This is a genomic window from Thioalkalivibrio sp. ALE12, assembly GCF_000381105.1.
Taxonomy (GTDB): domain Bacteria; phylum Pseudomonadota; class Gammaproteobacteria; order Ectothiorhodospirales; family Ectothiorhodospiraceae; genus Thioalkalivibrio.
Genome location: NZ_KB905906.1, coordinates 444,981 through 470,107, shown reverse-complemented (window position 1 = coordinate 470,107; position 25,127 = coordinate 444,981). Strand labels below are relative to the sequence as shown.

Genomic DNA, 25,127 nt, shown 5'->3' with positions numbered 1-25,127 from the left:
CCCGCCCCTGACGAGTGCTAATAATAGGGGCACACAAAGGCGAGTCAAGGGCGCGCGTTACAAATCCGGAGACCGCGGGGAGATCAGCGACGGTCGTCGTGATCGAGCCGGTCGTCAGGCGGCTCGCCACCGTCCTCGTGACGGCGGAACTCGCCCTCGATGGTGTCGCTGCCCTGTGCGCCGCCAGGGCCAGCCCCACGTGCGCGGACCATGCCGCGACGCAGGATGCCGTCCGCCGCCCAGCGCCGCAGCGGCGGGATCAACAGCACGAAGCCGGCGGCATCGGTGAAAAAACCCGGCAGCAACAGCAACACGGCGGCGCTCATCAGCAGCCAGCCTTCGACCAGACCCCGCGCCGGCACCTCCCCGCGCGCCAGGCTCTGCTGCAGACGGCGCCAGTGGTAGAAACCCTGCAACCGGAACAGCAGCAGCCCGGCCGCGGCCGTGATAATCACCAGCGCCACCGTCATCAGGGCGCCCACGGCGTCGCCCACCCAGGCAAAGCCGAAGATCTCGAGCAGTACCAGACCGAGAAAGACGAACAGGGGAAAGAGGGGGTTGCGCATCGAGGGGGTTCCGCAGATCAGGCCCGATTATTGGAACATGCCCCCCGGGTGCTGTCGATTGGAACCCCGGTGCGACGCGGATACTCCAAAAACCATTGACACCGGGACGCGCTGGCCGCGACCCGTTTTGTCCTTGCACGGGGAAGGGAATTAAGCCAGTCTTCCGCACGTCTTTGGTGCATACGCCTGACGAGATATTCCGGAGAGCAAACGAACCATGCTGCGCACACCGATCCTGATGCTGGCCCTGCTGGCCTTCCTCGTCCCGGCCCTGACGACCGCCGCCGTGGAAGACCCGCGCGATCCGGAACACCACTTCTTCGACCCGACCTTCGGCGAGTTCCCCGAGGAGCTGGAGGAGGCGCGCGCGGCCGGCAAGAAGGGCATCCTGATCTTCTTCGAGATGGCCGACTGCCCGTTCTGCCACCGCATGAAGAACCAGGTGCTGAACCAGCCCGAGGTTCAGGAATACTTCAGCGAGCACTTTCTCGTATTCAGCGTCGACGTCGAGGGCGCCATCGAGATCGTCACCTTCGAGGGCGAGACCAAGACCCAAATGGACTGGGCCACCCGTGACTACCGGGTGCGCGCCACGCCCGTGTTCCAGTTCTTCAACCTCGAGGGCGAACCCATCGCCCGGTTCACCGGGGCCACGCGCGACGTCCGCGAGTTCCTCCAGCTGGGCGAGTTCGTAGCCGAGGGGCATTACAAGGACCAGAACTTCACGCGCTTCAAGCGCGAACAAGACGGCCGCTGAGCCCCATCCGCTCAACCCGCGAGGATCGACGCCTGATGTCGCCGATGCACCCCCGCTCGTCCGGCCCCCACCACCGGCGCCGACTGGCCCGCCTGCTGCTGGCCGGCCTGCTCCTGTGGCCGCTGGCCGGAGCGGTAATGGCACAGGACAGCGTCGGCGCGGCCGATGCCGGGCCCTTGCCCAACCCCATGCGGGTCGGTGACGCACTGGAACGCGTCGACGCCCTGCACCCACGGGTGCGCGCAGCACGCGCCGAACGCGAGCAGGCCCGCGCGGAGCTGGAAGCGACCCGTGCCGAACGCGACGTCAGCGTAAACGCCCGGCTCGAGGCCCGCTGGATCGAACCCAACGACCAGATCGAGGACCGCAGCCGCAACGACTCACGCGCCGCCATCGTGGCGCGCAAGCTGCTGAGCGACTTCGGCCAGTCCCACGCGCGCGAATCGGCCAGCGAGCAGCGTCTGGTTGCCGCCCGCCAGCACGAGGAACTGGCCCACGCCCGCCACCGCATCCACGTCCTCGAGCGCTACTTCGATGTGCTGCTGGCCGATCTGGCCTTTGCCCGCGACACCGAGGCAATGGCCGCGGCCTACGTCTCCAAGGAACGCGCCGAGGAGCGCAACCAGCGCGGTCAGGTGTCGGATATCGAGGTCTTTCGCCTTGAATCCGAATATCAGACCCTGCGCGTTCAGCGCACCCGCGCCCTGCAGAACCAGGCCCGCACCCGCGCCGCCCTGGCCGAGGCCCTGAACCGCCCGGACCGGCGTGTGCGCACCGTGCTCGCTCCCATGCTGCCGCTGGACCTGCCGGAACTGCCGGATCTGGACACCCTGCTGGCCGAGCTCGACAACACCAGCCCGCGCCTGCTGGCCGAACGCCGCCAGGTCGAGGCCGCCAGCCGCGAGGTGGCCGCCTCGCGCGCCCAGCGCCGTCCGCGCCTGTATGCGGAGGCCGAATCCGGCTGGTGGAACCGCGACCTCGGCGGCGGCGACCGCAACCCGTTCGCCGCCGGCCTGGTGCTGGAGATCCCGCTGTACGAAGGCCGTCGCCACGACAGCCGCATCGGCCAGGCCGTCGCCGCCCGTCACCGCGCCGAGGCCGAACTGGGCCAGGCACGCATCGAGGCCCGCAACCGCCTGCGCGAACTGCACGACGAGATCCGCGCCCTGCGCACCCAGCGCGACGAGGCCGCCTGGCGCATGGACTACCGCGAGCTCTACATCGACCGCGCGCGCTACCTCTACGACATCGAGGACCAGGCCGATCTGGGCGACTCGATGGTGCAGCAAAGCGCCGCGGCGCATTTCAATGCCAGCACCGAATACCAACTGGCCCTGGCCTACGAGCGCCTGGCCCTGCTAAGCGGCCGTGACGAGTTGAGCCCGTTCCGCGCCACCCAGGAAACCCCTTGAGCCGCCGGCCCACTGGCGACCGGACGGGAGAACTGCCCATGTCCCGCGTATTCACGAGCCCATCCCTGCTGACCACGGCCAGCCTGCTGGCCCTGCTCGCCGTCACCCCTGCGCCCTTGCTGGCCGAGGACGGCTTCGCGGCCCAGCTCGACTGGGGCGAGCGCTACCGCATCACCGCCCCGGTTGCCGGCCGCATCGAGTCGATCGAGGCCCGCGCCGGCGATCAGGTCGAAGCCGATGCCGTGCTGTTCCGCCTGGACACTCGACGCACCGATGCCGACCTGCGGGCCGCCCGGGCCACGCTGGAGCGCCTGCAGATGGAACTGGACGAGGCCGAACGCGAACGCGACAAGGCCGAGGACCTCTACGACCAGACCCTGATCGCCGCGCGCGAGCTGGAACTGGCCCGCATCGACTACGCGACGGTCGCCGCGCGCCTGGCCGAGGCCCGCGCCCAGCGTGACCGCATCCGCGCCGATCTTGACGACGCCACCATCCGCGCCCCGGCCAGCGGGCGCCTGGTGCGCGTCGAGGCCAACCCCGGCCAGTACGTGAACCCGGCCCTGCTGCCGCCGGTGCTCGCGATCCTCGGCACCACCGACCCGATGCGTGCCACGGCGACCGTCCCGGCCGACACGGCCACGACCCTGGAACCCGGGACCGAGGTTACGGTCGTAGTCGGCGACCAGCGCCTGCCCGGCACCATCGCGCGTGTGGGCTGGGAGCCGACCGGCGAGGAGCCCGAACGCGGCTACCGCGTCGAGGTCGAGTTCTCCCCGGCGGACGGTGTGCCGCTGCGGCCGGGCCAGACGGCGCGCATCGAACGGGATTCCTGAACCATGAGTACCACCCGGCAAGCCACCGAAGCCCGCGCCTGGCTGGTGATCACCACCCTGGATGACACGGCCGCGGCCGAGACCCTGGCCGGCACCCTGGTGGAACAGGGCCTGGCGGCCTGCGTGCACATCCTGCCGCCCGGACGCTCGGTCTACCTGTGGAAAGGGAATATCGAGAGCGACGCGGAAGTCACTCTACTGATCAAGACCTCGCCCGCACGTCTGGACGAACTCCAGACGCGCCTGGCGGACCAACACCCCTACGAGACACCCGAGATCATCGCCCTGCCGATCGAACACGGGCTGCCCGATTACCTGGACTGGATTACACAATGCACCTCCTGAACCCGCGCACCTGGCTGGCGAGCCTGCTCCTCGCCCTGACGCTGCTGCCCGCCCTGGCCCAGGCCGTCTTCGAGGACGACCTGCTGGACCCGGACGACGCCTTTGCCCTCAGTGCCGAGGCGATCGACGCCGACACTGTGCGCCTCACCTGGGACATCGCGGACGAGTACTACATGTACCGCGAGCAATTCGAGTTCACGCCGGAGAGCGACGGACTCGAACTGGGCGAAGCCCGGATCCCGGACGGCGAGGTCAAGGAAGACGAGTTCTTCGGCCGGGTCGAGACCTATCGTGGCCAGGTGCAGGTCGAGCTGCCGATCGTGGCGGCCGAGAGCACAACCATCGAACTGACCGCGCGCTCGCAGGGCTGCGCGGATCTCGGCGTGTGCTATCCGCCGCATTTCCAGACCGTCTCCATCGAGCTGCCCGGCCTGCCGGGCGGGAACGGCGAGGCCGACGCGGACGAAGAACCCCGCGACGAGCCCGCGGAGGAACGCAGCGCGCTGGGCGACCTTGGCGAACTGTCCGGTGATCTGGGCGCCGCCGATGACCTGCTGGAACCGGAAAAGGCCTTCGCCGCATCGCTGGAGGCCATCAGCCAGAACGCGGTGATCCTGCGCTTCGATATCGCCGAGGGCTACTACCTCTACCGCGAACAGCTGGATGTGCGCATCGCCGAGGGCGACGGCATCGAACTGGGCCCGGTCAACCCGCCGGACGGCGAGCTGCAGGAAGACGAATTCTTCGGCGAGAGCCAGGTGTTTCGCGACCAGGTCGAGATCCTCGTCCCGGTGCTGCGTGACGCGGACGACGTCGCCGACATCACCCTGGCGATCGATTACCAGGGCTGCGCCGACGCCGGCGTGTGCTACCCGCCGCTGACCCAGGAGGTGTCGGTCACCTTCGCCTCCGACCTGGCCGCCGAGGCCGACACCGATGCCCTGCCGGAGACCGGCGACGAGCCGCGCGAGGACGACGAGGCCGCCGCGCCCGTCACCCAGCAGGACCGCATCGCGGCCCAGCTGGCCGACGGCCAGATCTGGCTGGTGGCGCTGGCGTTCTTCGGCTTCGGGCTGCTGCTGACGTTCACGCCCTGCGTGTTCCCGATGATCCCGATCCTGTCGAACATCATCATCGGGCAGAAGAACCTGACCACGCGCAAGGCGTTCCTGATCTCGCTGGTGTTCGTGCTGGCGATGGCGGTGACCTACACCGTGGCCGGGGTGTTCGCGGGCCTGGCGGGTGCCAACCTGCAGGCCGCGTTCCAGAACCCCTGGATCATCGGCACCTTCGTCGCCATCTTCATCGCGCTGGCGATGTCGATGTTCGGCTTCTACGACCTGCAGATGCCGGCCGGGGTACAGAGCAAGCTGTCGCAGATCAGCAACAAGCAGGAAGGCGGCACCTACGTCGGCGCCGGGATCATGGGCTTTCTCTCCGCCCTGATCGTCGGCCCCTGCGTGACCGCGCCGCTGATCGGGGCCCTGCTCTATATCAGCCACACCGGTGACGCGGTGCTGGGCGGTATCGCCCTGTTCTCGCTGAGCATGGGCATGGGCGCCCCGCTGCTGGCCATCGGCACCTCCGCCGGACGCCTGCTGCCGAAGGCCGGCCCGTGGATGGACACCATCAAGGCGGCCTTCGGGGTCGGCCTGCTGGCCATCGGCATCTGGCTGCTCGAACGGGTCATCCCGGGCGAGATCGCGATGTTCCTGTGGGCCATCCTGCTGATCGTGACCGCGGTCTATATGGGTGCACTCAAGACCCTGCCGGAGGGCACCTCCGGCTGGCACACCCTGTGGAAAGGCCTGGGCGTGGTGCTCCTGATCTACGGCGTGCTGCTGATGCTGGGCGCGGCCACCGGCGGCAAGGACATCTTCCGCCCGCTGGCCACGCTCAATCAGCCCGCGGTGACCGCCAGCGGCGAACAGGCCGGGCCGACGGAGATGCAGTTCACCTACATCGACAGCCTCGAAGATCTCGAACGCGAGCTGGAGCAGGCACAGGGCAATAACCAGCCGGTGTTTCTGGACTTCTACGCCGACTGGTGCGTGGACTGCGTGCGCCTGGACCGCACCACCTTCCAGGACCAGCGCGTCATCAACGCGATGGCGGACGTGCACCTGCTCAAGGCCGATGTCACCGACAACACCTCGGAGCACCGCAACCTGATGCGCGAGTTCAACCTGTTCGGGCCCCCGGCCATGATCTTCTGGGACGCTGACGGCAATGAACTGCGCAACTACCGCAACGTCGGGTACCTGAATGCCGACCGTTTCCTGGCGCATGTGGAAAGCGCCATCGGGGTGACACCATGAGGCATCACACGCACGCGCTCCCCGGGCTGGCACTCGCCACGGCCGGCGCCTTCATGCTGGCCGCCTGCGGCGATCCGGAACCGGAGATGGATACCGCTGGCGCCACCACCGACGCGGCCCCCGAGGTCGCAGCCGAGGCGGCCTCGGGTAACCAGCGCATCGACTTCACCCTGCCCGATCTCGCGGGGGACGAACGCCAGCTCAGCGAATGGGACGGCGACCTGATCGTGCTGAACTTCTGGGCCACCTGGTGTCCGCCCTGCAAGAAGGAAATGCCGCTGTTCCAGGACACCTACGAGGCGCACCGGGACGACGGCTTCACCATCGTCGCGGTGGCGGTGGACGAACAGACAGCCACCCAGCACTTCGTGGACGACTTCGGGATCGAATTCCCGGTCCTGATCGGTCAGGACGAGGCGGTCGCCGTGGGCCGCGAATACGGCAACCGCATTGGCGCCCTGCCCTACACCGTGCTGATCGCCCGCGATGGCACCATCCTCGACACCCATCGCGGCGAGGTGGAACCGGAAGACCTGGACGGGTGGCTGGAGGCGCACCTGTAGCATCCCCAAGTGCCGGAGTGGCGCGCCCGGCGCCCTTGCGCCACAAGGCTGGTAAGTTAGGGAGACACTGATTGGATTGCACGCTCGCGTTGGTACCCCCTGTTTCTCGAGACAAGGCGCGGTGCGCAGCCGGTAGTGGTTCTACCGGCAAGGGCCGCAACGCAGGATCGGGGAACAGGGGGTGCCACCCCCACAATTTATTTCACGAAGGGGCTCGGCCGCTTTTGCGTGGGAACGGCGTTACGGTTCCCTTGTGCAGAATGACTGCACGGCAGTCACCGTGCCTTGTTCGCACGCAAAAGCGACTCGAGCGCGAGCGTGCAATCCAATCAGTGTCTCCCTAAGCCGCCATGACCGAGCGCGAACGCCTGTGGGAACTCGCCCGCCTGATCCGACTGGATCGCCCGGTGGGCATCTACCTGCTGCTATGGCCCACCTTCTGGGCCCTGTGGGTAGCGGCCGACGGCTGGCCGCCCGCCTATCTGATCTTCATCTTCACCGCCGGCGTGGTCCTGATGCGCTCGGCCGGCTGCGCGATCAACGACTACGCCGACCGTGACTTCGACGCCCACGTGGCCCGTACCCGCGACCGTCCGCTGGCGATCGGCACGATCACCCCGCGCGAGGCCCTGGGCACCTTCGTGGCGCTCAGCGTGGTCGCCTTCGTGCTGGTGCTGTTCACCAATGTGCTGACCATCCTGTATTCCCTGGTGGCCGTTGCGCTGGCCGGCACCTATCCGTTCTCCAAGCGCTTCCACCACTTCCCGCAGGTCCATCTGGGCGCGGCCTTTGCCTGGGCCGTGCCAATGGCCTTCACCGCGGTCACCGGCGAGCATCCACCGCCCGTCGCCTGGCTGCTGTTCGTGACGGTTCTGGCCTGGACCGTGGTGTACGACACCTTCTACGGCATGGTGGATCGCGAGGACGATCTGAAGATCGGCGTGAAGTCCACCGCGATCGCCTTCGGCGAGCTGGACCGCCTGATCACCGCCGGGCTGCAGGTCCTGGTCTGGTACGGGCTCTACCTGGTCGGCCAGCACGCCGGGTTCGGGGGCTACTACACGGCCGGGCTGGTGATCGTGGCGATGCTGATGTTCTACCAGCAGTTCCTGATCTTCGAGCGCGAGCCTGCCGACTGCCTGCGGGCCTTCAAAAACAACCACTACCTGGGCGCCGTGGTCCTGCTGGCGATGATCGCCGACCATCACCTCGGCGCCTGACCCGCCCCCACGCGCCCCCGGGGCGGCTCAGGCACGCGCCAGTACCAGCCCCTCCACCCGCTCGGCACCCGCCCGCCGCAGCACGCCGGCCAGCGCCGACAGCGTCGCCCCGGTGGTGGCCACATCATCCACCAGCAGCACATTCCGCCCCGCGAGATCCTCGCCGCGCCAGGCAAAGGCCCCCTTCACATTGCTCCGGCGGGCCTTGCGGCCCAGCGCCTGTTGCGACGCAGTGGCCCGAATGCGCCGCAAAGCCCGGGTCTCCAGCGCCGCCCCCAGTTCCGCCGCCACGCGCCGAGCCAGGACATCCGACTGATTGAAACCGCGCTCGCGCAGCCGCCGCCCGTGCAGCGGCACCGGCAGCACCGTATCGGGCGAGGACCGACGTCCCTGGCCGCCACCGTCAAAGGCCACCCGGGCGACATGGCCCGCCAGCGCCGCCAGGGCCCGCTCGGCCCGAACATTGCCGCCATGCTTGTAGGCGAGGATCAACTGGTCCAGCGGCCAGGCATAGGCCCATCCAGCGTGCAGCGCGTCCAGCGCCGGGGGCTGGCGCACGCAGGCCGGGCACACCCCGGCCGTCGGCAAGGGGAGCGCACAGGTGGGACACGGGCGCTCCAGTGGTGGCAGATCGCCCCGGCAGCCCGTGCAGACCGCCGGTCCGGGCGCCAGGCACAGGCCGCAATGGGACGGGTACAGGGCCTCCGCCAGCCACTCGGCGCAGGCAGCGGACCAGGCCGTCCAGCGCGCGGCCACGGCATGCACAGGGCCCGGTTGCGATGAAGGGGTCAGGGGCATGATGGTATGCTCTGCGTTTTGCATGCAGGGTAGACCATGGCCACCAGGACCGTCTCCGGGCGCAGCTCTCGGCGCGCCGCGTCGATGTTCGACATCGGCAACCTGATCAGCGTGTCGATCGCCGGCATTCCGCTGTTCGTGGTCAGCAGCGAGGGCGTCGGGGTCGGTTTCATCATCGCCGCGATCATGGGGATCGTCCCGCTGGTACTGTGGTTCGGCGGCTCCATGCTGGTCTACGCCCTGAACAAACACCATCCCGATCCGCGGGTCGGCCACCACACCCAGTGGGCCGCGTACCGCTATTACGCCCTGATGGGCGCGCTGATCGTGGTCGCCACCTTCTTCCCGCCGGATCTCGACTATTACCGCGCCTACTGGGCGATCGCCGCGGCCATCCTGCTGCCCTGGACGATCTACGCGCTGTTCACCATCTACCGCGAGCCCTGGGCGGACGTCGAGATCCCCGCCGAATCCGACAAGGACCACCACCTATGAGCACGCCCCGCCACGACTGGAATACCGACGAGGTCGAGGCCCTGCTCGACCTGCCGCTGAACGACCTGATCTTTCGCGCGCAGACGGTGCATCGGGAGCACTTCGACCCCAATGCGGTGCAGGTGAGCACGCTGCTGTCGATCAAGACCGGGGCCTGCCCGGAGGACTGCGCCTACTGCCCGCAGAGCGCGCACCATGACGTGGAACTGGAGCGCGAGCGCCTGCTGCCGCTGGAGGAAGTGCTCGAGGCCGCGCGCAACGCCCGCGCCCAGGGCGCGACCCGCTTCTGCATGGGCGCGGCCTGGCGCAACCCCACCGACAAGAACCTGGAGCGCGTGATCGAGATGGTACGCGCCGTCAAGGACGAGGGGCTGGAGACCTGCATGACCCTCGGCATGCTGAAGGCCGAACAGGCGAAGCGCCTGTCCGAGGCGGGGCTGGACTACTACAACCACAACCTCGACACCTCGCCGGAGTTCTATGGGCACATCATCTCCACGCGCACCTACGAGGACCGCCTGGAGACCCTGGAGCATGTGCGCGAGGCCGGCATGAACGTCTGTTGCGGCGGCATCCTCGGCATGGGCGAGTCGCGGCGCGACCGCGCGCGCCTGCTGCAGCAGATGGCCAACCTGCCGAAGCACCCGGAATCGGTCCCGATCAACCAGCTGATCCAGGTCGAGGGCACGCCGCTGCACGGGATCGAGGACCTCGACCCGCTGGAGTTCGTGCGCACCATCGCCGCGACCCGCATCCTGATGCCGGCCTCCTACGTGCGCCTCTCCGCCGGGCGCACCGAGATGTCCGACGAGATGCAGGCCCTGTGCTTCCTGGCCGGCGCCAACTCGCTGTTCTACGGCGACACCCTGCTGACCACGCCGAACCCCGGCGAGAATCACGACCTCGCGCTGTTCGAACGCCTGGGCCTGCGCCCGGAGACCGGGCCGGAAGCCCCTGCGGAATCGGACCGGCCCGCCTCCGCATCGGCCTGAGCCAAGCGGCCGGTGGCGGGCGACTTTCCCGATCATTTCTCGGCGGTGGCGGCGGCGTATGCCCGCCACCGCCCGGACTACCCCGCCGAGCTGTTTGACTGGCTGGCCGCGCACACCCCGCGCCACGAACGGGCCTGGGACTGCGCCAGCGGCAACGGCCAGGCCGCGCAGGGCCTGCAGCCGCACTTCCCGCAGGTCGTGGCGACAGACGCCGCCCCGGCCCTGCTGGCCGCCCTGCCGGCGACCACCGGGATCGACCGCATCGCCTGCGCCGCCGAGGCCTGCGCGCTGGCCGACGCCTCGGTAGATCTCGCCTGTGTCGCCCAGGCCGCACACTGGTTTCGCCACTCCGAGTTCCATGACGAGGTTGCACGCGTCCTGCGCCCGGGCGGCCTGCTGGCGATCTGGGGCTACGGCATCCTGCGCGCCGAGGATCCGGCGCTGGACCGCCTGCTGACCGACTTCCACGACACCACCCTGGCGCCCTGGTGGCCGGAAGAGCGCAGCCACATCCGCAGCCACTACCGCGACCTGCCGTTCCCCTGGCCGGAGATCGAAACGCCCGAGTTTCGGATCGACCGCGACTGGGACCGCGACACCCTGCTGGGCTATCTCGGCACCTGGTCGGCCATCCGCCGCGCGCAGGCCGCCGGGCAGGATCCGCTGGCCGCACTGGAGCCGGCCCTGCGCGCGCTGTGGCCGAACGCAGACATCACCGCCCGCGTGCACTGGCCGATCTTCCTGCGTGCCGGGCTGCGGCCGTGAACGATTCACCGTGAGCCAGTCACCGTGAGCAAGTCGCTGCAGGCCTTTCTGCAGACCCGCCTCGACCGCGTGCGCACGGACGGACGCTGGCGCCGTCTGCGCACGCTGGACGGTCCGCAGCAGCCGGAACAGGTCATCGACGGCCAGCCGGTTGTCGCCTTTTGCTCCAACGACTACCTGGGCCTGGCAGCCGATCCGGCCGTCGCCACCGCCGCCCGCGAGGCCCTCGACCGCTACGGGGTCGGGGCCGGAGCGGCCCACCTGATCAACGGCCACACCCGCGCGCATGTGGAACTGGAGCAGGCGCTGGCGCGCTTTACCGGGCGCGAGCGCGCGCTGCTGTTCTCCACCGGCTACATGGCCAACCTGGCGCTGGTACAGACGCTGGCCGGCCGCCACGACACGGTGTTCGAGGACCGCTGGAACCATGCCTCGCTGATCGACGCCGTGCGCCTGGCCGGCGCGCGCAGCCAGCGCTATCACCATGCCGATCCCGGGCACCTGCGCGAACGCCTGGAGCAGGCCCCCGATCGCGGTCACCGTCTGATCGTGACCGACGGGGTGTTCTCCATGGACGGCGACATCGCCCCGCTGCCGGAACTGGCCGCGCTGGCGCGCGAGTTCGACGCCTGGCTGATGGTGGATGATGCCCACGGCCTGTCGGTGCTGGGCACGACCGGCGGCGGCAGCTGCCAGCACCACGGCCTCGGCGCGGACGACGTCCCGATCCTGATGGGCACGCTGGGCAAGGGCTTCGGCACCGCCGGGGCCTTCGTCGCCGGCTCCGAGGCCCTGATCGAGGCCCTGATCCAGACCGCTCGGCCCTACATCTACACCACCGCGATGCCGGCCGCCCTGGCCGCCGCCACGCTCGCCTCCGTGCGCATTGCCGAGGCCGCCGAGGATCGCCGTGCGCACCTGCAGGGCCTACTGCAACGCCTGGGGGCAGGCCTGGACCGGCTCGGCCTGCAGCACCCGCCGCCCCTGACCCCGATCCAGCCGGTCCACATCGGTGACGCCCGCCGCGCGAGCGCCGTGGCCGAGAGGCTGCTGGCCGCCGGCTTCCTGATCCCGGCCATCCGCCCGCCGACGGTCCCCGAGGGCCAGGCGCGGCTGCGCATCACCCTGTCCGCCAGCCACACCGAGTCTCAAGTGGATACGCTGCTACGGGCGCTGGAGCACGCGCTCGCCGCCACCACCACGTGAAACCGCGCACAGTCCCGACACGCAGCCGTTCACGCTTCCACAAAACACCCCGCCACGTTAAACAACCGTTCAGCGAAACAACGCCAAGCTGGGCCTGTATCCGATCAAAAGGAGACGGACCATGGCACGGAAACGCACCCAACCCCGTCGCGGCCTGCCCGCGCACCTGAAGGTACTGGCCGCCGCACTGCTGTTCGGATTTGCCGCCGATACCCTGGCCTCGCCACCGCCCTGGGCACCGGCCCACGGCTGGCGCGCGCAGAACGACCCGGGCTATCACGGCTACCACGGTCACAGTTATGACCGCTGGGGGCGGGATTACGGCGTGATGGACGGGCGCTGCAACCGCGACGCGATCGGGGCCGCCATCGGTGGCGGCGCGGGGGCTGTGATCGGCCATCGGGTTGGCGATGGCGACCCGGTCGCGATCCTGATTGGCGCGGCCGGCGGCGCGGTGCTGGGCGGCATGATCGGCCGCCAGATGGATCGCAACGACCAGGCCTGCATGGGACACGCCCTGGAACTGGCCGAGACCGGCCAGACCGTGCACTGGCGCAACGCCCATGACCAGCCGGTACAGCTGACCCCGCGCCGCAACCGCGACAGTGGCTGCCGCGACTTCGAGATGACCATCGACGGCCAGCGTCACACCGGCACCGCCTGTCCGTCGGAGCCCGGGCACTGGGAGATCCGCGGCTGACCGGCGGGGCCAGCCAGGGACAAGGCGCTACAACTCGCCGCGCTCGGCCAGGGACACGCTCTCGTCGGCGACGATCACATGATCGAGGACCCGGACGTCCACGAGCCCAAGGGCATCGGCCAGGCGGCGGGTAATGGCGACATCCGAGCGCGACGGCTCGGCCACGCCCGAGGGGTGGTTGTGCGCCAGGATCACCGCCGCCGCGTTGTGCCGCAGGGCACGCCGCACCACCTCGCGCGGGTGTACGGAGGCGCCGTCGATGGTGCCGCGAAAGAGCTCCTCGAAGGCGATCACCCGGTGGCGGTTATCCAGAAACAGGACCGCAAAGACCTCGAAGGGATAGTCGCGCAGACGCGCTGCGAGGAACTGGCGGGTGGCGGTCGGCGAGGTCAGCGCATCGCCACGCTCCAGATCGGCGGCCAGGTGCCGCCGACCCATCTCGAGTACCGCCTGCAGCTGGGCGTACTTGGCATCCCCCAGCCCCGGCGCCGCGCAGAACCCCGTCTGATCGGCCTGCAGCAGGGGTCGAAGCCCGCCGAAACGGTTAAGCAGATCGCGCGCGACATCGACCGCGCTCTTGCCGGCCACGCCGGTGCGCAGAAAGATCGCCAGCAGCTCCGCATCGGAAAGCGCGGCCGCGCCGCGCTCGATCAGCTTCTCCCGCGGGCGTTCGGCCGCGGGCCAGTCGGTAATCGCCATCCCCACCTCCCTGTGGTTCGGTCGTATCGTGTTTTAGGGTGCTGGGCTTTGATACCGTTTCGACCAATGAGGCGCAAGGGCCGGTCTTTTGGGGTCCGCTTCTAACCACCGAGGACACGGAGAGCACAGAGAAAATCGATCGAAACCGACGTGAAACCTTCTTCGATTTTCTCCGTGTCCTCTGTGCACTCTGTGGTGCAATCAACCCACGTACCCACGACGCAAAGCGTCACCAAAATCGCGCTGTACCCCTGGTAAGGCTAGTCCTCGAAGCGGGAGATGTCGCGTACCGCGCCGAAGGCGGCGGAGGTCGTCATCAGGGCGTAGGCGCGCAGGGCCTGGGTGACCGGACGGGTCCGCGACTCGGGCTTCCAGGCCTTCGCGCCGCGGGCCTCCATCGCCTCGCGCCGGGCCGCCAGGATGGCGTCGTCGACGTCGATGCGGATCTCGCGCCCGGGGATGTCGATCACGATGGTGTCGCCCTCCTCGATCAGGCCGATCGCGCCGCCCTGCGCGGCCTCCGGCGAGACGTGGCCGATGGACAGCCCGGAGGTGCCGCCGGAGAAGCGCCCGTCGGTGATCAGCGCGCATTCCTTGCCCAGCCCCTTGGACTTCAGATACGACGTCGGGTAGAGCATCTCCTGCATGCCGGGGCCGCCCTTCGGGCCCTCGTAGCGGATGATCACGACGTCACCCGCCTGGATGCGGTCGCCGAGGATTGCCTCGACGGCCGCGTCCTGGCTCTCGAATACCCGCGCGGGACCCGAGAATTTCAGGATGCTCTCGTCGACGCCTGCGGTCTTCACGATGCAGCCGTCCGGGGCCATGTTGCCGTAGAGCACGGCCAGGCCGCCGTCGGTCGAGTAGGCATGTTCGATATCGCGGATACAGCCGTTCTCGCGGTCGATATCCAGGCTGTCCCAGGTCTTGTCCTGGCTGAACGCGACCTGGGTGGGCACGCCGCCCGGCGCGGCCTTGTACAGGGTCTCGGATTCGGCGGCGTGGCGCATCACGTCCCACTGTTCCAGGGCCTGGCCCATGGTGTCGGCGTGGACCGTCGGGATGTCGCGGTGGATCAGCCCGCCACGATCCAGCTCGGCGAGGATGCCGACCACGCCACCGGCGCGATGCACGTCCTCCATGTGGTAGAGCTGGGTGGCCGGGGCCACCTTGCACAGGTTCGGGACCTTGCGCGAAAGGCGGTCGATGTCGGCCATGGTGAAGTCGACCTCGCCCTCGCGCGCGGCCGCCAGCAGATGGAGCACGGTGTTGGTGGAGCCGCCCATGGCGATATCCAGGCTCATCGCGTTCTCGAAGGCCTCGAAGGTAGCGATCGAACGCGGCAGCACGGATGCGTCGTCCTGCTCGTAATAGCGCTTCGCAAGCTCGACCACGCGCCGGCCGGCCTGTTCGAACAGGGACTTGCGCCCGGCATGGGTGGCCAGCAGCGAGCCGTTGCCCGGCAGCGACAGGCCCAGGGCCTCGGTCAGGCAGTTCATCGAGTTGGCGGTGAACATGCCGGAGCAGGAGCCGCAGGTCGGGCAGGCGGAGCGCTCGATGGACTCCACCTCCTCGTCGCTGGCGCTGGAGTCGGCGGCCTTGACCATCGCGTCCACCAGGTCCAGATGGATGACCTTGTCGCTGCCCGGGGCCTGCACCTTGCCGGCCTCCATCGGGCCGCCGGAGACGAACACCACCGGGATGTTCAGGCGCATCGCGGCCATCAGCATCCCCGGGGTGATCTTGTCGCAGTTGGAGATGCACACCAGCGCGTCGGCGCAGTGGGCATTGACCATGTACTCGACCGAATCGGCGATGATCTCGCGCGAGGGCAGCGAATAGAGCATCCCGCCGTGACCCATCGCGATGCCGTCATCCACCGCGATGGTGTTGAATTCCTTGGCCACACCACCGGCCTTCTCCACCTCGCCGGCGACCAGCTGGCCCAGATCCTTCAGGTGCACGTGCCCGGGCACGAACTGGGTGAAGGAGTTGGCAATGGCGATGATCGGCTTGCCGAAGTCGCCATCCTTCATGCCGGTGGCGCGCCACAGGGCGCGGGCGCCGGCCATGTTGCGGCCGTGGGTGGTGGTGCGGGAGCGATAGGCGGGCATGGTCGGGTCTCGTGAACGTTTACGCAGAAGCGGAATCGTACATAATGAGTCGTACAAACCCCAGTATCCCGAGGTCCCGGCAATGAAAATCGAGGTCGAGAACATCAAGTGCGGCGGCTGCGCCAGCTCCATCCGCAAGGGCCTGCTGCAGGTCGAAGGCGTCACTGAGGCCGAGGTCGACGTGGAAGGCGGCGCCGTCGAGGTCCAGGCCCCGGACAGCGCCCGCGAAGCGGTCGCCGCCAAGCTCGCCAGCATGGGCTACCCCGAGGTGGGATCGGTCTCCGGCTGGCGTTCCACCAGTGCCAAGGCCAAGTCCTTCGCCAGCTGCGCTGTGGGGCGCATGAGCGGCGATTAGGCCGTGCCACTCCGATCGCCGGGCCGGGCCTGGGCCGGGCTGGCCTGGCTGATCCTGTTCGTCGGCTTTGGCGCGGGGTGCGCGCAGGCCGAAAACGGGCTCCCGACGGCCGACCTGGACATCGGTGAACAGACCCTTACCGTCGAGATCGCCGCGACGGACCGCGCCCGCCGGATCGGCCTGATGCACCGCGACCACCTGCCGGACGACCACGGCATGCTGTTCATATGGCCGCGTCCGGCGCAGTACGGCATGTGGATGCAGAACACCCGCATCCCGCTGGATGTGGCCTTTATCGATACCGATCACACCATCACCAACATCGCATCCATGACACCCCACTCCACCCGCATCCATGAGGCGAAACGCCCCGTGCGCTACGCGCTGGAGGTCAATGCCGGCTGGTTCGAGCAGCACGGCGTCGCGGCCGGCGATCGCGTACCCGGCCTGGAGCGAATCGTCGGCGGGAACGACTGACACCTTTCCAGCACAACTCGGCCCGGGCTGCCGACGCGCAAATTGATCCGTGTTTCCCTAGACTGTCGGCTCAGGACATCCGAAGGAAACGGAACGCGCCGTGGCTACCGCCCCCCCAACACCCGCAGGCCAGCACACACCGTCGCGGCGAGCCCCGCAGCCCGGGGAACTCGCGTGGTTCCGCGATGCCGTGCCCTATATCGCGGCCCACCGCGGACGCACCATGGTGATCGCGCTGGCGGGCGAGGCCGCCCAGGCGCCGGAATTCCCGGCGCTGATGCGCGACATCGCCAAGCTCAATGCCCTGGGCATCCGGGTGGTGCTGGTCTACGGCGCCCGGCCGCAGATCGAGGCCCGCATGGGCGAGCGCGGGCTGACCCCGGCCTATGCCAATGGCCTGCGCGTGACCGACGCCCCGGCGCTGGAAGCCGTGCTGGATGCGGTCGGCCGACTGCGCCTGCAGATCGAGGGGCTGCTGTCCCGCAGCCTGGGCCAGCCGGGTACCGGCAACGCGCGGCTGCGTGTGGCCAGCGGCAACTTCGTCACCGCCCGCCCGCTGGGCGTGCGCGACGGGGTGGACTTCCATTACACCGGCGAGGTCCGCGGGGTGGACACCAACGCGCTTGCGGCCTTGCTGGAGCGCGAGCAGGTCGCCCTGGTGTCACCGCTGGGCTACTCCCCCACCGGCGAGGTCTTCAATCTCTCCGGGGAAGACGTCGCCACCCAGGTGGCGATCGCGCTGAATGCCGACAAGCTGATCTTCCTGACCGAGGCCGGCGTGCTGCGTGACCCGGAACACGGCGTGCTCGACCAGCTCACCGTACCGGCCGCGCAGGAATTGCTGGAGACCAGCCCCGACCTGCCGGAGGAACTGGCGAACCACCTGAGAAGCGCAATCGATGCCTGCCACCAGCGCGCGATGCGGGTGCACCTGGTGGATCGGCACGACGACGGCGGGCTGCTGACCGAACTCTTTACCCGTCAGGGGATCGGGACCCTGGTCTCGCGCGAGCCGCTGGAACGCCTGCGCCCGGCCACGCTCGACGACGTGGGCGGCATCCACGCGCTGCTGGAACCGTTGGAGGCCGAAGGCATCCTGGTGCACCGCGCGCGTGAACACCTGGAGCTGGAGATCGACCGCTTTCAGGTGCTGGAGGCGGACGGCCTGATCATTGGCACGGCCGCGCTGTATCCGTTCGAGGCGGATGCGGCGGAGATCGCCTGCCTGGCCCTGCATGGCGACTACCGCGGCAGCGGGCGCGGCGACCGACTACTGCAGGCGATGGAACAGCTGGCGCGGGAGCAGGGGATCCGGCGGGTGTTCGTGCTGACCACGCGCACCGCGCAGTGGTTCCAGGAGCGTGGCTACACCCCGGGCCAGGTGGATGACCTCCCCGCGAGCCGCCAGACCCGGTACAACCAGGCGCGCAACTCGCGGGTCTTCACCCGCAACCTGACCGAAGCATAGCCAGGGACTACTGCGCGTAGCGGGCCTCATCGCGCTCGTGGGCCTCCTGGGCGGCAACGCTCAGGGTGGCGATGGGCCGCGCCTCCAGTCGGGCAATCCCGATCGGCTCGCCGGTCTCCTCGCAGTAGCCGTATTCGCCGCGGTCGATGCGCGCCAGCGCCGCGTCGATCTTGTTCAGCAGCTTGCGGTAGCGATCCCGCGTGCGCAGCTCCAAGCCGGCATCCGTTTCGTGACTCGCCCGGTCGTTGGGGTCGGGCTCCTGCCAGCTCTCGCTGCGCAGGTGCTCCAGGGTCTGTTCCGATTCCTCGATCAGCTCGGCACGCCAGGCCTCGAGCTTGGCGCGAAAGTAGTCCAGCTGACGCGGATTCATGTAGGGTTCGTCCTCGGACGGGCGGTACCCGGAATCCGGGCGGGTCTTGGCATCTTGGCTCATCTCGGGCCCCTCGCCAGGCCCCTTTCCGCCCCATGCGGAAAGGCCCCGGCGCGATACGCGGTACACCCGATCGAGTATAGGGCAATCCCCCCGTCGGGCGGCAAACAGAAAAACCCGCCCCGATGCACATCCCTGGAACCACGGACACCGACACAGCCCGCATGCAGCGCATCCTCCAGATCAGCGACACCCACCTGGGACGGGAGCCAGGCCCGATCCGGGCCGGCTACCCCGACAGCGACCGCCAGCTCGCACGGGTCCTCGAGGCACTGGCCCGGAACGAGGATCGCCCGGGCCTGCTCTGGCTGACCGGCGACCTGGCCGAGGATCCGGCGCCGGCCGCCTATGCGCGTCTGCTGGGCCTGCTCGACCAGTACGTAAAGGGCTGGCCCGTCGCCGGGCTGGCCGGCAATCACGACGACTGGCACACCCTGCACCGCGCGTTCGACGCGGCCGGGTATCCCCTGGACGGCCATCGCATACTGGGCGGCTGGCTCCTGATCGGCGTCAATTCGGCGGTCGCGGGCCAGGCGGCCGGCCGTATCGAACCCGCCGAGCTGGATCGACTGGATCAGGTGCTGACCACCCATCCGGACCACTGGGGCCTGATCGCGATTCATCACCCGGTCGTCCCGATTGGCAGCGCATGGATGGACCGGATCGGCCTGTCGAATCCGGACGACCTGTTCGCGGTGCTGGATCGCCACCCGCGTGTGCGCGCCTGCCTGTTCGGCCATATTCACCAGGACTTCCGCGGTAAACGCCAGGGCATCGAGCTGCTCGGCTGCCCCTCCACCTGCATCCAGTTCGCCCCCGGATCCGAACGCTTCGCGCTGGATACCGAGGCCGCCGGCTATCGCGTGCTGGACCTGCACCCGGACGGACGGCTCGACACCCGCATCCAGCGCGTATCCGGGGAGGCCTGCACATGATCCCGGACGATACCCGCAGCCATCAGCTCCAGTCCTGGCTCGCGCGCCAGCCAGGCGATTTCACGGACCTTGCCCTGTTGCGTGCGGATGCCAGTTTCCGCCGTTATTTCCGCCTGCACCGCGATGGCGAGCCGGTGGTGCTGATGGACGCCCCGCCGGAGCGCGAGGCCACCGAACCGTTCGTGCAGATCGCGGGGCTGCTGGAGGCGCTGGGTCTGCGCCCGCCGCGCGTGCTGACGCACGACCCGGCAGCCGGATTCGTCCTGCTCGAGGATCTGGGTGACCGGACCGTTACCCGGGCACTGGCCGAGGGGTCCGCAGAAGGCCCGCTGTACGACCGCGCCATCGACACCCTGCTCCAGCTCCACAGCGCCTGGCCGGCCAGGGCCGCGACGGCCCCGGCCCTGCCCGCCTACGACATGCCGCGTCTGCTCGACGAGGTCGCCCTGTTTGTCGACTGGTACTGGCCGGAACAACACGGTACCGCGATGGAACCGACGCAGCGCGACATGTTCCTGGAAGCCTGGCGCGAGACCCTCGAAGGTCTCCCCGCCCTCGACGACACGCTGGTGCTGCGCGACTTCCACGTCGACAACCTGATGCTGCCGCCCGGCGAGGACCGCGGCTGCGCCGTGCTGGACTTCCAGGACGCGGTCATCGGCAGCCCGGCCTACGATGTCGTCTCGCTGCTTGAAGATGCCCGTCGCGAGGTATCACCGGACACGGTGGAACGCGGACTGCAACGCTACTTCGCCGGGACCAGCGGCGAGCGCGAGGCCTTCATGCACCACTACCGGGTCCTCGGCGTCCAGCGCACCACCAAGATCCTCGGGATCTTCGTGCGCCTCGCGCGGCGCGATGCCAAGCCCCGCTACCTGGAGCACCTGCCCCGCCTGCACCGCTTGCTGGCGCAGGGGCTGATGCATCCGGAGCTGGGGCCGGTCGCTGCCTGGTTCCGTACCGACATGCCCGAACGCTTGCAGGACAACTAGACCATGGGGACACACGGATCCATGCGCGCGATGATCCTGGCCGCCGGCCGCGGCGAACGCATGCGCCCGCTGACCGACCACTGCCCGAAACCCCTGCTGCCAGTCGGCGGGCGCCCACTGATCACCTACACCCTGGACCGCCTGGCGGCCGCGGGCTACCGCGAGGTGGTGATCAACCTGGCGCACCTGGGCGAGCAGATCCGCACGACGCTGGGCGCGCAGCACGCCGGTCTGGCGATCCACTACTCACCAGAGCCCGAGGAGGCCCTGGAGACCGCGGGCGGCATCCGCAAGGCGCTGCCGCTGCTGGGCGACGCGCCGTTCCTGGTCGTCAACGGCGATGTCTGGTGCGACCATCCGCTGACCCCGCCGGAGACCCTGCGCCGGTCCACCAACCGGCCCCTCGCGCACCTTGTGCTGGTGGACAACCCGGAGCATCACCCGCGGGGCGACTTCACCCTGAAGGACGCACAGATCGGACTCGACGACGGCGAGGCCCTGACCTTCAGCGGCATCGGCTGGTACGACCCGACCCTGTTCCGCGATCTGCCGCCCGGCCGCCATGCGCTCGCCCCCCTGCTGCGCCCGGCCATCGCCGCCGGCCGTGTCACCGGGGAGTACCACACTGGAGACTGGCGCGACATCGGTACCCCGGAGCGCCTGGCGGCTCTGGACGCCGAGCTGGGGAAACGCTGAGCGCCCGCCGTCACGAAGTGAACGGCACCCGCGCCATCGCCCCGATCAGGGCTTGATGTAGGTATACCCGGCGCGCTGCAACCGGGTCAGTTCCACGATGCCGCTGGGCACCACATCCTGCTCCGCCACCTCGTGCAGATCCTCGCGCTCCAGCCCGCGCGAGGCCATCGTGTTGCCGCACACCAGAAAACGGACATCCTGCAGTTTCAGGGTATTCACCGTACTGCGCAGATCCGGATCGCTGCGCGCGTGCTGCAGCAGGGTGATGCCACTGCCATGCATCAGCACCTTGATCTCCAGCGGTGAGCCATCAGGGCTGCCATCAATGTGATTCTGCAGATTACGCAGGGCATTCAGGTGGAGCTCCGGGTCATCGGAATTGATGTGATAAACCACCCGGAGCGGCTCGTCGGCGGCCGGGGCGTCGGCGACCGTGCCAAACAACAATGCCGTCGCGCCGCCCGCGATCAGCATCAACAGAAACGCCCCGGCCAGAAACCAGCCGGGGCGTCTTGTGCGGTTCGCGGGCGACATGCGGGGTGCCGGCAAGGCCGGATCAGACCTTGATGTAGATCCAGCCCTCGGCCTGACGGCGGGCCGCCTCGGCGACGCCAGAATCGATCAGCTCGGCCTGCGGCAGGATGTCGACCGTCTTGCCCTCCTCGCGCGCCAGGCGGTTCAGGGTCTGGGCACAGGCGGTGAAGCGCAGCGTGGGGTAATCCTGCGCCATGCTGGCAACCCGCTCCGGATACGGGGCGCTGTCGGTACGCAGCAGGTCCATCGCATTGTTGTGCACCACGACCTGCACGTTCAGATCGCGCCCGACGGCGGCCGCCTCGCGGTACATGCTCTCGATGTCATCCAGGAGCTCCGCCATCGCGCGGCGATCGGCTTCATTGATATGCAGCAGGATCTGGTCGGTCTCGGTGGCGGAAAACACCTGCTGTGGCGCCGCCGCGCCGCCCGCGACGTCATCGCTGGCGGCCATCTGCGCCATGGCCCCGGCGTCCTGATCGATCGCGGCCGACGGCTCGCCGCCGAAGAAACCGGCATCCCGGGTGATCTCGTAGCCGCCCAGCGAACCCACGACCAGCGCGAGCACCCCGGCGGCGACCGAAGGGAACCAGGCCGAACGACCGCCGCGCGACAACCGGCAGCGCCCGCCGGGGGCCCCGGTGCGACCAGCCGGCACATCCTCGTACGCCATGTTCACCAGCTCCTTGAGCTGGTGCATGTCGCAGACTTCGCGGCTCAGGTGCTCGCTGGAGGCAATCGTCTTCAGGGTGTAGAGACGATCCTCGGGAGAAAACTCGCCATCCACGAAGGCGTTGAGGATCTCCTCGCTGGGGCGGTTCCTTGCACTCAGTCGTTCATTCGACATGCCGATTCCTCACTACCTTGAGATAGGGTGTATCGGCCGCTTTCCCCGTGTCGGCCTGCTGCTCCAGCAGCACCTTCTTCAACTGTGCCCGAGCCCGGCTCAGGCGACTCATCACGGTGCCGATGGGTACATCCAGCACCTCCGAGACCTCGGAGTAGGCAAAGCCTTCGAGGTCCACCAGCGCGACCACCTGCCGGTGATCGGTGCTCAGTTCGGCCATCGCCCGGTGAACGTCCGCCACCATGCGGTTGCGTTCGGTCTGCTGCTCCGGGCAGTCCTCGCAGGGCAGCTCCATGCTGTCCACGTCCACCGTGTCCTTCTGCCGCCGTCCCCAGTCGCGGTAGCAGTTGGTCATGATCCGGAACACCCACGCCTTCAGGGCGCTCTCGTCCTGCAGCGACTTCAGCCGGGTCAGGGCCTTCATCATCGCCTCCTGCACCAGATCATCCGCCAGCGCGGCATCGTGACACCACGCAAAGGCCATGCGGTACATCTGGGGCCGCAGGTCGCATACCTTCTGGCGCAGCCTACGCTGCGCGAACCAGGTTGCCATGTTGTGTTTCCTCCATCCGCAGGCCGTACATGCGGCCTTGCTTGTTCTTGTACCCTGTAGGACGCTACCGGGCGCGGGGCTATTCCGATACTCCGGCCTTGCGACCGCACAAATCGCGCACCCCCGATTCCGTCGATCAGGATACCCAATGCCATTCGATCCGCAACAACTGGAGCGCGCGTTCGCGTTCGACCCCGACACCGTGCAGGACCTGCGCGAGCGCTGGTCACGGCTGATCACCGACGCGGTCTGGGGCGAACTCAAGACCGGCACCATCGGGGCCGTCCCGCGCCTGCGCAAGCGCCTGCTGGAGCTGGGCGAGAACCTGCGCTCCATGCTGTCGGACCGCGCCTGGATCCCGCACGAACGCGAACGCGTGAAGGGCGCGATGGCCGCCAGCCTCAACCTGCGCGACAGCCTGCAGCAGACCGACCGCGCCGCCAAGCTGCTGAACGGTGGTGCCGATTTCGAGACCTTCGAGGCCGACTACCTCGCCTTCCGCAAGCACCTGCTGGCCTTCATCGAGCACCACGAACAGATCTGGGGCGACCTCCTGGAGAGCCTCTACGACGAGGCCCCGGACACCGACGGCCGGGACGAGGACTAGTGGGCCGGGAAATCCGCGAGGAGCACTTCGGCGCGGCGGATTTCGACCGTTTTCACCAGGCTCTGGCCGACGAGACGGCCCGGCTGCTGGACTGGCTGCGCACACAGGCGGCCGCCGACCCCGCGCCGCCGCCGCGACTCGGCTTCGAGATCGAGGCCTGGCTGTGCGACGCACAAGGGCGCCCGCTGCCGGTCAACGAGGCCTTTCTCGCGGCGATGGACAGCCCGCTGGCCACCCGGGAGCTGGCCCAGTTCAATGTCGAACTGAACAGTAGCGTCTTCCGCGCCGGCCCCGGCTGCTTCGGCGCGATCCTCGAGGAGCTGCGCGAGACCCTGCGCCAGGCGCGGCGAGCCGCCCGTCATGCCGGAGCCGACCTGCTGATGGCCGGGAGCCTGCCGACCCTGGAGCCAGCCGATCTCGGGCTCCACCACATGTCCCGGCAGGCCCGCTATCGGGCGCTGAACAGCGCCATCCTGGAACAGCGCGCCCAGCGCCCGCTGGAGGTGGATATCGTCGGCCACGAACACCTGCAGCACCGCCACGCGGATGTGATGCTGGAGGCCGCGGCGACCTCCTTCCAGGTGCATATCGAGACCCGGCCCGATCGCGCCCATCGGGCCTACAACGCCTCGCTGGTGGCGGCCGCTCCGGTCCTCGCCGCCGCCGGGAACACGCCCTACATCTTCGGCCACGACCTGTGGGCCGAGAGCCGCATCCCGCTGTTCGAGCAGTCCGTGGAGGTAGGCGGATTCGCCAACTCGGCACGCGGCCCGATCCGGCGCGTGACCTTCGGCACCGGCTATCTGCATGACTCGATCGGCGAGCTGTTCACCGAGAACCTGGAGCACTTTCCGGTCCTGTTGCCGGTGGCACTGGACGAACCGGCCGACCAGCTGGCTCACCTCGCCTTCCACAACGGGACCATCTGGCGCTGGAACCGCCCCATCGTCGGCTGCGATGCCGATGGCCACCGCAGTCTGCGCCTGGAGTTCCGCTGCCTGCCCGCAGGCCCCTCACTGATCGACATGCTGGCCAACACGGCCTTCGCCCTGGGCCTGATCGAGCACCTGGTCGCCGAATCGCCGGACGGCACGCTGGAGACCCCGTTTTCCGAGGCCCGCGACAACTTCTACAATGCAGCCCGGCACGGACTGGACGCGCGCCTGCGCTGGGGCCACCGCGAACCGGCCCCGGCGCCCCGCCTGATCACCCGCGACCTGCTGCCCCGGGCAGCCGAAGGCCTGGAGCGCCTGGGCATCGAGCGCAGCGAACGCGACGCCCTGCTCGGGATCATCGCCGCGCGCGTGGCCAGCCGCCAGACCGGCGCACGCTGGCAGCGGGACTGGGTCGCGCGCCACGGGCGCGACTGGCCCGGGCTGGTTCGCGCCTATCGTGGCTGGCAGAACACCGGCGCGCCGGTCCACACCTGGGGACTCTGAGGAAACCC

General features: G+C 68.8%; 28 protein-coding genes. 20 read left to right on the top strand and 8 right to left on the bottom strand.

Annotated features, from left to right (window positions below; all coding sequences use genetic code 11):
- Positions 1–83 precede the first annotated feature (83 nt).
- Positions 84–566 (bottom strand): FxsA family protein, encoded by a 483-nt coding sequence (locus F614_RS0105565; RefSeq protein WP_018865887.1) that lies wholly within the window; start codon positions 564–566, stop codon positions 84–86.
- A 217-nt stretch (positions 567–783) separates the two neighbouring features.
- Between F614_RS0105565 and F614_RS0105560 the strand changes: the two genes are divergently transcribed.
- The 7 genes from F614_RS0105560 (at position 784) to ubiA (ending at position 8,017) form a co-directional block, all read left to right on the top strand.
- Positions 784–1,323, top strand: a complete 540-nt coding sequence (locus F614_RS0105560) for a thioredoxin family protein (protein ID WP_018865888.1) — start codon at positions 784–786, stop codon at positions 1,321–1,323.
- Positions 1,324–1,358: 35 nt separating this feature from the next.
- The gene (locus tag F614_RS0105555) at positions 1,359–2,735 is read left to right on the top strand and encodes a TolC family protein (RefSeq protein ID WP_019558432.1); all 1,377 of its coding nucleotides are present in this window, start codon (positions 1,359–1,361) and stop codon (positions 2,733–2,735) included.
- A 38-nt stretch (positions 2,736–2,773) separates the two neighbouring features.
- A complete protein-coding gene (locus F614_RS0105550) occupies positions 2,774–3,571 on the top strand; it encodes an efflux RND transporter periplasmic adaptor subunit (protein ID WP_018865890.1) in 798 nt (265 codons plus the stop codon).
- 3 nt (positions 3,572–3,574) lie between these two features.
- A complete protein-coding gene (gene cutA, locus F614_RS0105545; protein WP_018865891.1) occupies positions 3,575–3,916 on the top strand; it encodes a divalent-cation tolerance protein CutA in 342 nt (113 codons plus the stop codon).
- Entirely contained in the window at positions 3,904–6,234 is a 2,331-nt protein-coding gene (gene dsbD, locus F614_RS0105540) for a protein-disulfide reductase DsbD (protein WP_018877246.1), read from the top strand. The genes cutA and dsbD overlap by 13 nt, the downstream gene beginning before the upstream one ends.
- On the top strand, positions 6,231–6,797 hold the full coding sequence (locus tag F614_RS0105535; protein WP_026329811.1) for a peroxiredoxin: 567 nt from the start codon (positions 6,231–6,233) through the stop codon (positions 6,795–6,797). Before dsbD ends, F614_RS0105535 begins: the two co-directional genes overlap by 4 nt.
- A gap of 350 nt (positions 6,798–7,147) precedes the next feature.
- Positions 7,148–8,017 carry a 4-hydroxybenzoate octaprenyltransferase gene (gene ubiA, locus F614_RS0105530; RefSeq protein ID WP_018865894.1) on the top strand — a complete coding sequence of 290 codons (870 nt, stop codon included), beginning with the start codon at positions 7,148–7,150 and terminating at the stop codon, positions 8,015–8,017.
- A 27-nt stretch (positions 8,018–8,044) separates the two neighbouring features.
- Here ubiA and F614_RS0105525 read toward each other — a convergent pair whose 3' ends face one another.
- Positions 8,045–8,605 carry a ComF family protein gene (locus tag F614_RS0105525; RefSeq protein WP_019558430.1) on the bottom strand — a complete coding sequence of 187 codons (561 nt, stop codon included), beginning with the start codon at positions 8,603–8,605 and terminating at the stop codon, positions 8,045–8,047.
- A 246-nt stretch (positions 8,606–8,851) separates the two neighbouring features.
- Here F614_RS0105525 and F614_RS0105520 point away from each other — a divergent pair, with 246 nt between their 5' ends.
- The 5 genes from F614_RS0105520 (at position 8,852) to F614_RS0105500 (ending at position 12,973) form a co-directional block, all read left to right on the top strand.
- The gene (locus F614_RS0105520; RefSeq protein WP_026329810.1) at positions 8,852–9,310 is read left to right on the top strand and encodes a hypothetical protein; all 459 of its coding nucleotides are present in this window, start codon (positions 8,852–8,854) and stop codon (positions 9,308–9,310) included.
- Positions 9,307–10,302 (top strand): biotin synthase BioB, encoded by a 996-nt coding sequence (gene bioB / locus F614_RS0105515; protein ID WP_018865897.1) that lies wholly within the window; start codon positions 9,307–9,309, stop codon positions 10,300–10,302. The genes F614_RS0105520 and bioB overlap by 4 nt, the downstream gene beginning before the upstream one ends.
- A gap of 12 nt (positions 10,303–10,314) precedes the next feature.
- Complete coding sequence (locus F614_RS0105510; RefSeq protein WP_019558428.1) at positions 10,315–11,067, top strand: methyltransferase domain-containing protein; 753 nt, start codon at positions 10,315–10,317, stop codon at positions 11,065–11,067.
- A gap of 24 nt (positions 11,068–11,091) precedes the next feature.
- A complete protein-coding gene (gene bioF, locus F614_RS0105505; protein WP_019558427.1) occupies positions 11,092–12,273 on the top strand; it encodes an 8-amino-7-oxononanoate synthase in 1,182 nt (393 codons plus the stop codon).
- A 121-nt stretch (positions 12,274–12,394) separates the two neighbouring features.
- Complete coding sequence (locus F614_RS0105500) at positions 12,395–12,973, top strand: glycine zipper domain-containing protein (RefSeq protein WP_019558426.1); 579 nt, start codon at positions 12,395–12,397, stop codon at positions 12,971–12,973.
- A gap of 27 nt (positions 12,974–13,000) precedes the next feature.
- Here the strand turns inward: F614_RS0105500 and radC are convergent, their stop codons facing one another.
- Positions 13,001–13,672: a DNA repair protein RadC gene (radC, locus tag F614_RS0105495; protein ID WP_019558425.1), complete on the bottom strand. Its 672-nt coding sequence runs from the start codon at positions 13,670–13,672 to the stop codon at positions 13,001–13,003.
- A gap of 260 nt (positions 13,673–13,932) precedes the next feature.
- On the bottom strand, positions 13,933–15,786 hold the full coding sequence (gene ilvD, locus F614_RS0105490; protein WP_018865902.1) for a dihydroxy-acid dehydratase: 1,854 nt from the start codon (positions 15,784–15,786) through the stop codon (positions 13,933–13,935).
- A gap of 82 nt (positions 15,787–15,868) precedes the next feature.
- On the opposite strand from ilvD, the gene F614_RS0105485 reads away from it, so the two are divergent.
- The 3 genes from F614_RS0105485 (at position 15,869) to argA (ending at position 18,086) form a co-directional block, all read left to right on the top strand.
- Positions 15,869–16,141 (top strand): heavy-metal-associated domain-containing protein, encoded by a 273-nt coding sequence (locus F614_RS0105485; RefSeq protein ID WP_018865903.1) that lies wholly within the window; start codon positions 15,869–15,871, stop codon positions 16,139–16,141.
- 3 nt (positions 16,142–16,144) lie between these two features.
- On the top strand, positions 16,145–16,618 hold the full coding sequence (locus F614_RS0105480) for a DUF192 domain-containing protein (RefSeq protein WP_019558424.1): 474 nt from the start codon (positions 16,145–16,147) through the stop codon (positions 16,616–16,618).
- 100 nt (positions 16,619–16,718) lie between these two features.
- Positions 16,719–18,086 carry an amino-acid N-acetyltransferase gene (gene argA, locus F614_RS0105475; protein WP_081619355.1) on the top strand — a complete coding sequence of 456 codons (1,368 nt, stop codon included), beginning with the start codon at positions 16,719–16,721 and terminating at the stop codon, positions 18,084–18,086.
- A 7-nt stretch (positions 18,087–18,093) separates the two neighbouring features.
- Here the strand turns inward: argA and dksA are convergent, their stop codons facing one another.
- Positions 18,094–18,519 (bottom strand): RNA polymerase-binding protein DksA, encoded by a 426-nt coding sequence (gene dksA / locus F614_RS0105470; RefSeq protein ID WP_018865906.1) that lies wholly within the window; start codon positions 18,517–18,519, stop codon positions 18,094–18,096.
- A 161-nt stretch (positions 18,520–18,680) separates the two neighbouring features.
- Here dksA and F614_RS0105465 point away from each other — a divergent pair, with 161 nt between their 5' ends.
- The 3 genes from F614_RS0105465 to murU are packed head-to-tail and all read left to right on the top strand — an operon-like array spanning position 18,681 to position 21,139.
- Positions 18,681–19,451, top strand: a complete 771-nt coding sequence (locus F614_RS0105465; RefSeq protein ID WP_019558422.1) for a phosphodiesterase — start codon at positions 18,681–18,683, stop codon at positions 19,449–19,451.
- The gene (locus tag F614_RS0105460; RefSeq protein ID WP_019558421.1) at positions 19,448–20,443 is read left to right on the top strand and encodes an aminoglycoside phosphotransferase family protein; all 996 of its coding nucleotides are present in this window, start codon (positions 19,448–19,450) and stop codon (positions 20,441–20,443) included. The genes F614_RS0105465 and F614_RS0105460 overlap by 4 nt, the downstream gene beginning before the upstream one ends.
- Before the next feature lie 21 nt (positions 20,444–20,464).
- Positions 20,465–21,139, top strand: coding sequence for an N-acetylmuramate alpha-1-phosphate uridylyltransferase MurU (gene murU, locus F614_RS0105455; protein ID WP_018880864.1), 675 nt, complete (start codon positions 20,465–20,467; stop codon positions 21,137–21,139).
- A 45-nt stretch (positions 21,140–21,184) separates the two neighbouring features.
- On the opposite strand, the gene F614_RS0105450 is transcribed toward murU, so the two are convergent.
- Genes F614_RS0105450 through F614_RS0105440 form a run of 3 tightly spaced genes read right to left on the bottom strand, consistent with a single transcriptional unit; the run spans position 21,185 to position 23,073 of the window.
- Entirely contained in the window at positions 21,185–21,673 is a 489-nt protein-coding gene (locus tag F614_RS0105450) for a DsrE family protein (RefSeq protein WP_018865910.1), read from the bottom strand.
- Positions 21,674–21,695: 22 nt separating this feature from the next.
- Positions 21,696–22,520: a hypothetical protein gene (locus F614_RS0105445; RefSeq protein ID WP_018865911.1), complete on the bottom strand. Its 825-nt coding sequence runs from the start codon at positions 22,518–22,520 to the stop codon at positions 21,696–21,698.
- On the bottom strand, positions 22,510–23,073 hold the full coding sequence (locus F614_RS0105440) for an RNA polymerase sigma factor (protein WP_017942834.1): 564 nt from the start codon (positions 23,071–23,073) through the stop codon (positions 22,510–22,512). Before F614_RS0105440 ends, F614_RS0105445 begins: the two co-directional genes overlap by 11 nt.
- A gap of 148 nt (positions 23,074–23,221) precedes the next feature.
- Between F614_RS0105440 and F614_RS0105435 the strand changes: the two genes are divergently transcribed.
- Both F614_RS0105435 and F614_RS0105430 read left to right on the top strand, forming a co-directional pair.
- On the top strand, positions 23,222–23,680 hold the full coding sequence (locus F614_RS0105435) for a hypothetical protein (protein ID WP_018865912.1): 459 nt from the start codon (positions 23,222–23,224) through the stop codon (positions 23,678–23,680).
- Positions 23,680–25,119, top strand: coding sequence for a glutamate-cysteine ligase family protein (locus F614_RS0105430; protein WP_018881702.1), 1,440 nt, complete (start codon positions 23,680–23,682; stop codon positions 25,117–25,119). The genes F614_RS0105435 and F614_RS0105430 overlap by 1 nt, the downstream gene beginning before the upstream one ends.
- Positions 25,120–25,127: the final 8 nt, after the last annotated feature.